General features: G+C 73.0%; 9 protein-coding genes and 1 riboswitch. Of the genes, 3 read left to right on the plus strand and 6 right to left on the minus strand.

Annotated features, from left to right (window positions below):
• The first annotated feature begins 17 nt into the window (after positions 1–17).
• Positions 18–2,714: an AMP-binding protein gene (locus GJR97_RS01045; RefSeq protein ID WP_195760575.1), complete on the plus strand. Its 2,697-nt coding sequence runs from the start codon at positions 18–20 to the stop codon at positions 2,712–2,714.
• A gap of 24 nt (positions 2,715–2,738) precedes the next feature.
• Here the strand turns inward: GJR97_RS01045 and ribH are convergent, their stop codons facing one another.
• From ribH to GJR97_RS01075, 6 genes are all read right to left on the minus strand, one after another.
• Entirely contained in the window at positions 2,739–3,209 is a 471-nt protein-coding gene (gene ribH / locus GJR97_RS01050; protein ID WP_154344705.1) for a 6,7-dimethyl-8-ribityllumazine synthase, read from the minus strand.
• A complete protein-coding gene (gene ribA, locus GJR97_RS01055) occupies positions 3,206–4,510 on the minus strand; it encodes a GTP cyclohydrolase II (protein WP_154344706.1) in 1,305 nt (434 codons plus the stop codon). The genes ribH and ribA overlap by 4 nt, the downstream gene beginning before the upstream one ends.
• Positions 4,507–5,208 carry a riboflavin synthase gene (locus GJR97_RS01060; RefSeq protein ID WP_154344707.1) on the minus strand — a complete coding sequence of 234 codons (702 nt, stop codon included), beginning with the start codon at positions 5,206–5,208 and terminating at the stop codon, positions 4,507–4,509. Before GJR97_RS01060 ends, ribA begins: the two co-directional genes overlap by 4 nt.
• 1 nt (position 5,209) lies before the next feature.
• On the minus strand, positions 5,210–6,274 hold the full coding sequence (gene ribD / locus GJR97_RS01065; protein ID WP_229275891.1) for a bifunctional diaminohydroxyphosphoribosylaminopyrimidine deaminase/5-amino-6-(5-phosphoribosylamino)uracil reductase RibD: 1,065 nt from the start codon (positions 6,272–6,274) through the stop codon (positions 5,210–5,212).
• Between the two features lie 76 nt (positions 6,275–6,350).
• A riboswitch (FMN riboswitch) is annotated at positions 6,351–6,496 on the minus strand.
• Between the two features lie 89 nt (positions 6,497–6,585).
• Entirely contained in the window at positions 6,586–7,872 is a 1,287-nt protein-coding gene (locus GJR97_RS01070) for a hypothetical protein (protein ID WP_154344708.1), read from the minus strand.
• A 94-nt stretch (positions 7,873–7,966) separates the two neighbouring features.
• Positions 7,967–8,992 carry a sugar-binding transcriptional regulator gene (locus GJR97_RS01075; RefSeq protein ID WP_154344709.1) on the minus strand — a complete coding sequence of 342 codons (1,026 nt, stop codon included), beginning with the start codon at positions 8,990–8,992 and terminating at the stop codon, positions 7,967–7,969.
• 120 nt (positions 8,993–9,112) lie between these two features.
• Between GJR97_RS01075 and GJR97_RS01080 the strand changes: the two genes are divergently transcribed.
• Together GJR97_RS01080 and GJR97_RS01085 are read left to right on the plus strand one after the other, a co-directional pair.
• Positions 9,113–10,861 (plus strand): glycerol-3-phosphate dehydrogenase/oxidase, encoded by a 1,749-nt coding sequence (locus GJR97_RS01080; protein ID WP_154344710.1) that lies wholly within the window; start codon positions 9,113–9,115, stop codon positions 10,859–10,861.
• 134 nt (positions 10,862–10,995) lie between these two features.
• The coding region (locus GJR97_RS01085; protein ID WP_324612963.1) for an aquaporin at positions 10,996–11,244 on the plus strand (249 nt) is incomplete at its 3' end.

Below are 11,244 nucleotides of genomic sequence, written 5' to 3' on the forward strand. Positions count from 1 at the left end.
CGAACCGGATACGCGCCATGCCCATGCTGCTGACCAGGACCGAGCCCGCGCTCGACCTGCTCGGCGGCGACCCCTCCGCCCCCGCGCTCGTCACGCCGACGTCGCGAGTGGACTACGGCGAGCTCCGCGAGCGGATCGATGACCGCCGCAGCGCGCTCGGCGGCGGTCGCCGCCTGGTCTTCCTCTCGGGCGCCAACACCGTCGAATCCGTCGTCACCTACCTCGCCGCACTCGCGGCGGGCCATCCCGTGCTGCTCCTCCCCTCGGGCGTCGAGGGCGCGGCGCTCGACGAGCTGGTCGCCCGCTACGCGCCCGACGTGATGGTCCGCGCGGACGCTCGCGGGTTCGAGCTGACGGACGTCGCCGCCGGCGCGAGGCATGCGTTCCACCCCGAACTCGCCCTGCTCGCGAGCACGTCGGGGTCGACCGGCTCGCCCAAGCTCGTCCGGCTCTCCCGTACGAACGTGACCGCGAACGCACGGAGCATCGCCGACTACCTCGACCTCGGGCCCGGTGACCGTGCCGCGACGACGCTGCCGCTCGGGTACTGCTACGGGCTCTCGGTCGTCAACAGCCACCTCGTGGCGGGTGCCAGCGTCCTGCTCACCGACCGGTCGGTCGTCGAGCCGGCCTTCTGGGACGAGTTCGCAGCCCTCGGAGCGACCTCATTCGCGGGCGTCCCCTACACCTACGACCTCCTCGAGACCACGGACTTCGCGAGCCGCGACCTGCCCGACCTCCGGTACGTCACGCAGGCCGGCGGCCGGCTCGCGCCCGACCGGGTGCGAGCGCTCGCCCGCCTCGGACGCCGGCGGGGGTTCGACCTCTACGTCATGTACGGCCAGACCGAGGCGACCGCGCGCATGGCCTACCTGCCGCCCGAGCTCGCCGAGACGGCCGCCGGCGCGATCGGCGTGCCGATCCCGGGCGGGTCGCTCCGCATCGACGAGGGCGTCGCCGGTGCGGCCCCGGGCGAGGGCGAACTCGTCTACTCGGGACCGAACGTCATGATGGGGTACGCCGAGACGTCGGCCGACCTCGCGCGCGGACCCGAACTCGGGGAGCTGCGCACGGGCGACCTCGCCCGGCGCCGAGCGGACGGCCTGGTCGAGATCACCGGGCGGCTCAGCCGCTTCGCGAAGAGCTTCGGCCTGCGCCTCGACCTCGACCGGATCGAACGGATGCTCGCCGCCGACGGCATCGAGGCTCGCACGGTCGCGATCGACGAGCGGCTCGCGGTGTTCGTCCGCCACGACCGGTCCATCGAGACGGCGCGCGCCGCGGTCGAGCACTCCACGCGGCTTCCGGCGCACGCGTTCGACGTGCACGCGATCGCCGAGTTCCCGCGCACCCCGAACGGCAAGCCCGACCACGCCGCGCTGCGCGCGCACACGGCACTGCTGCGGGCGACGGATGCTCCGGTTGCACCGACGTCGCCGGCCGACGCTCCCAGCGCACCACCGGCCCCCTCGGCCGCCGAGCTCCGCGACCTGTACGCCGAGCTCCTCGGCCGGCCCGATGCCACGGAGGACGACAGCTTCGCCTCGCTCGACGGGGACTCGCTGAACTACGTCGAACTCGCGCTGCGCCTGGAGGAGCGGATCGGCGCGCTCCCCGCCGACTGGCCGAGCCGCAGCATCCGCTCGTTCGGCGCGCCGGCGCCGTCGGTGGAGGCCGCGGCCGCCGTCGACACCCGCGTGCCGCCGGACGATCGCGCGACGCCGGCCGGTCCGTCGCACGCGACGGGCGCGGCGCCGACCGCCGGGCGCCGCCGCATCGCGCGGCTCGAGACCTCCGTCGTCCTGCGCGCGGTCGCGATCATCCTGATCGTCGCGACGCACGCCGACGTCGTGCAGCTCAAGGGCGGCGCGCACCTGCTGCTCGCTGTGGCCGGCTTCAACCTCGCCCGGTTCCGGTTGTCCGGCTCATCCGCGGGCGCCGCCGACGAGCGCCGGGAACGCCGCCGACGCGTGCGCGGCCTGCTCCGCAGCGCGGCGCTCATCGCCGTGCCCGCCGTGCTCTGGATCGGCGGGGTCGCGCTCATCGCGCGTGCGTACGACCCGGCCACGGTGCTGCTCTCGAACTGGCTCGTGCCAGGGACGACCGGCTGGAGCGAGCAGTGGCAGTTCTGGTTCCTCGAGGCCCTCGTGTGGTCGATCGTCGGGCTGGCCGCGGTCTTCGCCGTCCCCGGCGTCACGAGGCTGGAGCGACGCTTCCCGTACGCGTTCGCGCTGACGGTGCTGGGCATCGCGCTCGCCGTGCGCTACGCGGTGTCCGGCGGGGTCACCCCCGCCTCGCCGATGCGCTACGCGCTGCCCGCCATCGCATGGCTCATCGCGCTCGGCTGGCTCGTCGCCCGGTCGACGTCGGTTCCGCGCCGCGTGGCGACGAGCGCGATCGTGCTCGTCACCGTGCCCGGCTTCTTCGGCGATCCGGTCCGCGAGGGGATCGTGGCCATCGGGCTCGGCCTGCTCATCTGGGCGACGAGCCTGCCGGTCCCCGTCGTGCTCTCGGGCGCGCTCGGCACGGTCGCATCCGCCTCGATGTTCGTCTACCTGACCCATTGGCAGGTGTACCCGCCCATCGAGGAGTGGTCGCCGCCGCTCGCGATCGTCGCGTCGTTCGCGGTCGGCCTCGCCGCATGGTGGGCGTGGGGACGGGCCACCGCATGGCTCGCCGCCGCGCGGCGGCGCGCGCGCACGACGACCGCCTGACCGTCGGGCGCGGCCGTGCGCGCCTCAGCCGCGGAGCGCCCGGAGGGTGTTCGCCGTCGCGATCGCCGCCTCTGCGGCCTCGCGGCCCTTGTCCTCCTTCGACCCCGGCAGGCCGGCCCGGTCGAGGCCCTGCTGCTCGTCGTCGAGGGTCAGCACGCCGAAGCCGACGGGCTTGCCCGTGTCGAGTGCGACGCGGGTCAGGCCGTCGGTCGCGGCCGACGACACGTACTCGAAGTGCGGCGTCCCGCCGCGGATGATGACGCCGAGCGCCACGACCGCGTCGGCGCCCGCCTCGAGTGCCGCCTTCGACACCACCGGGAGCTCGAAGCTGCCCGGCACGCGGACCAGCTCGTAGGACGCTCCCGCCGCCTCGAGCGTGCGCGTCGCGCCCGCGATGAGCCCGTCGCTGATCTCGTCGTGCCAGCTGCCTGCGACGATCACGATGCGGAGGCCCTCGCCGTCCACGTCGAATTCGGGTGATCCGGTGCCGCTCATGATGCGTGTCCCTTCAGCAGTTCGTCTGCGGCAGCCTCGGTCAGCTGCCGGTCGTCGATGGCGTGTCCCATGCGGGTGCGCTTGGTCTCGAGGTAGCCGGCGTTCACCGCGCCGACGCCCACCACGAGGGGGAGGCGGTCGGCGATCCGGATGCCGTGCGCCTCGAGCTGGTGCACCTTCTCGGGGTTGTTGGTGAGCAGTCGCACGCGCTCGATCCCGAGGTCGTCGAGGATCGCGCTGGCCGCCGTGTAGTCGCGTGCGTCGATCGGGAGCCCGAGCGCCACGTTCGCGTCGAGCGTGTCGAGTCCCCCCTCCTGGAGCCGGTACGCGCGCAGCTTGTTGATGAGGCCGATGCCGCGGCCTTCGTGGCCGCGGAGGTAGACGACCACCCCGCCGCGGTCCGCGATCGTCGAGAGCGCCGCGTCGAGCTGCGGGCCGCACTCGCACTTCAACGACCCGATCGCCTCACCGGTCAGGCACTCCGAATGCACCCGCGTGATCGCCCCGGCGGGATCTGCCGCAGGGTCGCCCGCGATGATCGCGAGGTGGTCGGCGCCCGTGTTGCGGTCGCGGTAGGCGCGAACGCGGAACGTCCCGTGCATGGTGGGCAGGTTCGTCTCGACCTCGAACTGCACGCGCGCCGACTCGTCGATCACCACGGGCGACTCGCCCGCGGCGAGGTCCTGCCCGCCATGCTGCTCGCGGAGCCAGTCGACGAGCGCCGCGACCGTCGTCACCGGCAGGCCCTCGCGCTCGCCCAGTTCGATGAGCCCGGGCAGGCGCATCATCTCGCCGTCCTCCTCCACGAGTTCGCCGATCACGCCGACGGGCGAGAGGCCGGCGAGTCGCATCAGGTCGACCGCGGCCTCGGTGTGGCCCGCACGCTCCCGGACGCCGCCGTCCACCGCGCGGAGGGGCAGGATGTGCCCGGGGCGGATCAGCGTGTCGGGCGTCGAGTCGGGGTCGGCGAGCACGCGCAGCGTGTGCGCCCGGTCGGACGCCGAGATGCCCGTCGAGGTGCGGTCGGCGGCATCCACCGAGACCGTGTACGCGGTGCCGCGCGCGTCCTCGTTGCGCTCCACCATGAGCGGCAGGCCGAGCCGGTCGGCGAACGAGTTCGGCATCGGCGCGCAGAGGTAGCCGCTGGTGTTGCGGACCATCCACGCGATCCATTCGCGGGTCGCGAACTCGGCGGCCATGATGGCGTCGCCCTCGTTCTCGCGCGCCTCGTCGTCGGCGACGATGACGGGCTTGCCGGCGCGGAGTGCGTCCAGCACCTCGGGAATCGTGGCGAGGCTCATCGGTCGCCTCCGATCGACGAGGATGCCGGGTCGTCCGCGCGGACCTCCCAGCCCGGTCCGCCCGGCTGGGCGAGCGACGAAGGCAGGGCGCGGTGCGCGTCCAGGCGCAGCATCCGCTGGACGTGGCGGGCGAGCACGTCGGTCTCGAGGTTCACGCGGTCACCCGGTGCGAGCGAGCCGAGCGTCGTCGCCGCGAGGGTCTCGGGGATCAGCGAGACCTCGAACCACGATCCCTCGGGCTCGTCGCCCAGGCCGCTGACGGTGAGCGAGACCCCGTCGACGGCGATCGATCCCTTGTCGACGACGAGCGCGGCGAGGCTCGCGGGCAGGGAGAAGCGCACCACGCGCCAGGCATCGCCCGGGACGACTTGGAGCACCTCGGCCGTGCCGTCGACGTGCCCCTGCACGATGTGCCCGCCGAGCCGGTCGCCGACGAGCGCCGCGCGCTCGAGGTTGACCGGGCGACCCGCCTCCACGGTGTCGAGCGTCGACATCGCGAGCGTCTGCGCCATGACATCGGCGGTGAACGTCTCGTCGGACGCGTCGACGACCGTGAGGCACACGCCCGAGACCGCGATCGAGTCGCCGTGGCGGACGCCCTCGACGACCTTCGGCCCGCGGACCGTCACGCGCATGACGTCGGCGGCCGGCTCGACGCGCGTGATCTCGCCGAGTTCCTCGATGATTCCGGTGAACATGTCAGACCCTCTCTCGGGTGGTGGTCTCGGGGTGCGCGGCCGTGTCGGGTCGGGCGACGACGAGGATGTCGTCGCCGAGTCGCACCAGTTCGGTGATGTGGAAGCGATGCGCCTCGGCGATCGTGCCGACGCCGATGTCGCCGATCGCGGTGCGCGGCCCGCCGATGACGGCGGGTGCGAGGTAGACGAGCAGGTCGTCCGCGAGGCCCGCCGCGAGGAACGCGGTCGCCAGCGTCGGGCCGCCCTCGACGAAGAGCGAGCGGATGCCGCGTCGCTGGAGCTCCTCCAGGTCGTGGGCGAGCTCGGTGCCGGCCAACGTGATGGGCTCGATCGGATGCCGCAGCACGGCCGCGTCGGCAGGGATCGCGCGCCTGCCGAACACCACCGGGACCGGCTGGTCGTCCAGGAGCGCTCCCTCGTCGTCCCGGGCGGTGAGCGCCGGATCGTCGGCGAGCACGGTACCCGTCCCGACGGCGATCGCGTCCGCGACCGCCCGGCGGCGGTGCACGTCGGCACGGGCCTCCCGACCGGTGATCCAGCGGCTCGTACCGTCCGCGGCGGCCACCCGGCCGTCGAGGCTCGACGCCCACTTGACCGTGACGCGCGGACGACCTTCGCGGGCGGCGAAGAGCCAGTCCTCCAGGAACGCCTCGACCTCGTCGGCGAGCACGCCGCCGACGACCTCGACGCCGGCGTCGGAGAGCGTTCGGGCGCCGCCGGCGGAGTGCGGTCCGGGGTCGTCGACCGCGTAGACGACGCGCGCGACGCCGGCCTCGACGAGTGCTCGGGCGCACGGGCCCGTGCGGCCGACGTGGTTGCACGGCTCGAGCGTGACGACCGCGGTCGCGCCGTGCGCGGCGCCCGGGGCCAGCTTCGAGAGCGCGTCGACCTCCGCGTGCGCGGTGCCCGCGCCGCGGTGCCAGCCCTCGGCGAGCACGTCGCCGTCGGGGGAGATGATGACGCAACCGACGCGGGGGTTCACGCCCCTCGCCGGACCGCGCTCCGCGAGCTCCAGCGCCCGACGCATCGTCGCGGCATCGGTCGCCGCGCGCGTGACCGTGGTCATCGCCTGTCGCCTGCCTTCCAGGCTCCGGGGCGCCCGGGCATCGCCGGACCGGTCGACCACGCGCATGGCGTCGCCGACACGTGCTGCCTCCCATCCGGACTTTCACCGTCGGTACCGGAATTCCACCGGATCAACCGTCCGCGCGCGACCGGATGGTCACGCGCTCGCGGCTCGCGGACTTTCACCGCCGGTTCGGACTTGCACCGACCCCGGAGCACGTTACGTGTTCGATTCTAGGTCAACGTCCCGGGGCGCCGGGTATTCCCGGAGGCCGCCCGCGAGGCGCGGGGCGTGCGGGCGCTTCGCACGGTTCAGCGGCAGGCGGTCGATGCCTGGATCTGCGCGTCGCTCGGCCGGCCGTACGCCTCGATGCCCGCGCCGGGCAGGTCGTAGCCCATGCCGATCGCCCACGCCGTCGCCCAGACCTCGTGGTCGCCCGCGAACTCGGGTCCGTCGAAGATCGTCGCGCACGCCTCGCGCAGCACCTGCACGTGACCGACCTCGTGCACGACCACGGCCTTCGCGTTCTCGTCCGAGAACCACGACTCCTCGATGCTGTGGGTCAGGGAGATGAGCCCCCAGCCGTCGCCGTCGACGTCCTCGAAGAACTCGGCCGTGCCCGAGTAGTACCCGTCGCTCGAGAAGCCGCCCACCTCGTCCGCCCACGCGACGTCGAACGGGACGTCGAAGGCGATGGACCTGGCGAACGCCTCGATCTCGGCCCGGAGGGGGAACTCGGCCAGTCGTGCGACCTCGGCGGCGTGCGAGGCCCGCAGCTCGTCGACCGCGGAGGCGAGGTCGGCGAACCGGCTCGAATCGCCGGACGAGATCGTGGGGGAGTGCCGGAGCTCGGCGACGGCCTCCTCCACCGCGACGCGCGAGGCCACGGTCGCCGACGGGTTCTGATCGAGTGCGGCGACGGCGCGCGCCTCGGTCCCGGCGATGAGCGCCTCCGTGGCGTCGGCGATCGCCAGGCTGCCCTCGGCGACCACGTCGCGCGCGGCGTCGTAGCGGGCGGCCGCGTCCTCGCGGGCGGGGACGAGGTCGATCATGCTCAGGAGGTCGGCGTACCGCTCCCATGCGGGCGCGAACGCGGCGGGGTCGCCGATCGCGGCGATTCCCGGGCTCCTCGGCCGGTCGTCGAGAATCGCTCGCGCCTCGGCGATGCGCGCTTCGAGGTTCGCGCGATCCTCTTCGGCGACGAGGTCGCCGACCGCGATCCCGACGAGGGCGTCGCCGCGGTCGATCGCGCTCTCGGCCCGTTCGGCCGTCTCGCGGTAGTCGTCGGCGGCCTCGTCGTATGCGGAGTCGGCGGCCGCCCAGGCGGGCCACATCCCGGCGTGGACGGCGGTCGCGATGACCTGGTGGCCGATCGCCCACGCGACGACGACGGCGGCGATGGCGCCGGCGGCGGCGAACCCGCTCATGTGCCGAGGCGCGCGCGGCTCACGCGGTTCGGACGGGACCATGACGAACTCGACCGGTCCGTCGGGCACGGATGGGGCGCCGACGGGCGGGAGCCCGTCCCACGGGGCCGGGCCCGGACCCGGGGCCGGGGTCGAGCCGCCGGTCGTCTCCGGGGTGTCGGGGTCGTGCATGCGGTCCTCTCGCGCGCCGATGATCAGGCAGTCGCGAGGGCAAACCTACCCTGCGGACCCACGGTTCGCGATCTCGATCCCATCGCGGTGCGACTCAGTCGGCCCGGTCGCTTCCGAGGTCGTCCACGGACCGCTCGACCAGGCGACGGGCCGTCCCCTCGTCGACGATGAGGTCCGTGATCAGGCCGGCCTCGAGCGCGCCGGTGAGGCCGGGGAGCTTCGCCTGTCCGGAGACCACGCAGATCCGGCGTGGCGCGCGTCGGAGCACCGTGAAGTCCGGGCCCGTGGCGCGCGAGTTCAGGGCGATGCCGTCCGTCGAGCCATCCGCCCGGTAGAACACGGTGGCGACGTCGCCGACCACGCCGTCGCGTGAGAGCGCCTGGTAGTCGGCTCGCTCGAGGTAGCCGCCCTGGTACACGTGGCTCGGCACCTCGGCGAAGGGCGAGCCGATGCCGAAGATCGCGACGTCCATCGAGGCCTGGAGGTCGAGCAGTCGCCGCGTGCTCCGCTCGCGCCAGAACGCCTCCTTGGTGGCCGGGTCGTCGAAGAACGCCGGCACGGGGAACTGCTGCACGCGCGCGCCGAAGGCGTCGCCGAAGCGGCGGAGCAGCTCCGACGCGTACAGGATGCCGGTCGTGCGGAGGTTGCCCGCGCCGTTCAGCTGCACGATCTCGGAGTTGTGCGTCGCCTTGGGGGCGAGGTGGCGGCTCATCGCGCTCATCGTTGAGCCCCACGCCACGCCGATCGTCTGGTTGGAGTCGATGAACCGGGTGAGAATCCGTGCAGCCGAGAGCGCGACGCGCTCGAGCCGGTCGACGTCGCTCGCGTGGTCGGGCACCGGCACGACGTGCGCCGAGACCTCGTGGCGCTCCAGGATCTCCTGCTCGAGGCGGCTCGGCAGGTCGAGGGGGGAGTGGATCGAGATCTCGACGAGCCCGGTCGCTCGGGCGTGGCTCAGCAGGCGCGACACCGAGGATCGCGAAGTGTGCAGTTCCTTCGCGATGGCGTCCATCGTGAGGTCCTGCAGGTAGTACAGGTGCGCGGCCCGGAGGGCGTCCCGCGTCTTCCCGGTGGGCAGCTCGCCCCCCGCGGCCGGTCCTGCGACGTCCGTCACGACCATGGATCTCTCCCTGCACGTTTGTTCAATCGGCTTGCAAGCATGTTCATCCATGCCCACGATGTATTCATCCACAGCCGGGCAGCCCACGCAACCCGGCGTGACCAGCTCGAAAGGACAGCGATGTCGCCCATCACGTCGCCGACGACGGACCGCCCCACGCCCACCCCCGGCGCTCGCGCCGAGATCTCCGCACTGCGCGCCCGACCTTCCGCCGAGGTCGTGATCATCGGCGGCGGCATCAACGGAATCGCCACGTTCCGCGACCTCGCGCTGCAGGGCGTCGACGTCGTGCTCGTCGAGCGCGACGACTTCGTCTCGGGCGCCTCCGCCGCCTCGAGCCACATGATCCACGGCGGCATCCGCTACCTCGAGAACGGCGAGTTCCGCCTCGTTCAGGAGTCCGTGCAGGAGCGCAACGGCCTCATCCGGGTCGCACCCCACTACGTCAAGCCGCTGCAGACGACCGTGCCGATCTTCTCGACGTTCTCCGGCATCCTCTCCGCCCCGCTCCGCTTCCTGACGCACCGGCAGGGCAAGCCGACCGAGCGCGGCGCGGCGCTCATCAAGGCGGGCCTCACGATCTACGACGCGTTCTCGCGCGACGGCGGGTCGGTGCCACGGCACCGGTTCCTCGGCGCGAAGCGCTCGCGCGCCGAACTCCCCGCACTGAATCCCGACCTGAAGTACACGGCGACCTACTACGACGCGAGCATGCACGATCCCGAGCGGTTGGCACTCGACGTGCTGCACGACGGCCTCGCGGCTGGGGCGCACGCGCGAGCGGCGAACTACCTCGAGGCCGTGGGCCTCGGCGCCGACGGCGTCCGCGTCAGGGACGGCGTGACCGGGGAGGAGTTCGACCTCGCCGCCGACGTCGTGGTCAACACGTCGGGACCCTGGACCGATCTCACCAACGCGCAGCTCGGTCGCGACACCCGCTTCATGGGCGGCACCAAGGGGTCGCACATCGTGCTCGACAACGCGGAGCTCCTCGCCGCCACCGGCGGACGCGAGATCTTCTTCGAGCACGAGGACGGCCGTATCGTGCTGATCTACCCGCTCAAGGGTCGCGTGATGGTCGGCACGACCGACCTCGAGCACGACATGCGCACGCCCGCGGTCTGCACGGAAGAGGAGGTCGACTACTTCTTCGACCTCGTCGCGCACGTTTTCCCAGGCATCCGGGTCGACCGCTCGCAGATCGTCTTCCGCTTCTCCGGCGTGCGGCCGCTGCCCCGGCACGACGACACCCAGCCCGGCTTCGTCAGCCGCGACTACCGCATCGAGCGGGCGGAGGTCGCCGAACGCCCCGGCACGACGCTGCTCAGCCTCGTCGGCGGCAAGTGGACCACGTTCCGCGCGCTCGCGGAGCACCTCGCCGACGAGGTCCTCGGCCTCGTCGGCCGTGACCGGGTCCGGTCCACGAAGGGCATGCCGATCGGCGGTGGTGTCGGATACCCGACGACGGATGCCGCGCGGCTGGTGTGGGTCGTCGGCCACGGCGACGGCGTGGGCCGCGAGCGGGCCGAGCAGCTGCTCGAGCGCTACGGCACGCGCGCCGCGCAGGTCATCGAGGCGATCGAGGACGCCGCCGAGACGCCGCTCGCGGACGCGCCGGCATACTCGCGCGAGGAGGTCGCCTGGCTCGCCGCGAACGAGCGCGTCGTCCACCTCGCGGACGTCCTGCTCCGCCGCACGAGCCTCGCGTTCACGGGTGCCGTGACCGCACCGCTGCTCGACGAGCTGTCCGCCGTCGTGGGCGACGTCCTCGGCTGGGACGCCCAGGCCAGGGCCGCCGAGGTGCGACTCGCGCGCGCGGTGCTCGCCGAGCGTCACGGCGTGGTCCTCGAGGAGCTCGCCGCGCACTGAAATCTGCACGGATGTGCACGCGGAACCGCGGCTGACCGGCCGATTCCGCGGGTACGTTTCATCCGGGCCGCCCAGACGCGGCCCGCATCGGCAGCCCGCCCCCGGGCCGCCCGGTCCTACCCAGAAAGGTCAACGTGGACAATCTCGGAGTGCTGTTCCTCTCGGAACTCGTCGGTACCGCCATGCTCGTGCTGCTCGGCTGCGGCGTCGTCGCGAACGTCGCCCTCGCCAAGACGAAGGGCTACAACGGCGGGTTCCTCATGGTGAACATCGGCTGGGGCCTCGCGGTCTTCGCCGGCGTCATCGTCGCCTACGCATCTGGCGCGCACATCAACCCCGCCGTCACCCTCGGCCTGGTCGCGAACGGCGCGACCGAGTTCGGC

The organism is Agromyces kandeliae (assembly GCF_009674665.1).
Taxonomy (GTDB): Bacteria; Actinomycetota; Actinomycetes; order Actinomycetales; family Microbacteriaceae; genus Agromyces; species Agromyces kandeliae.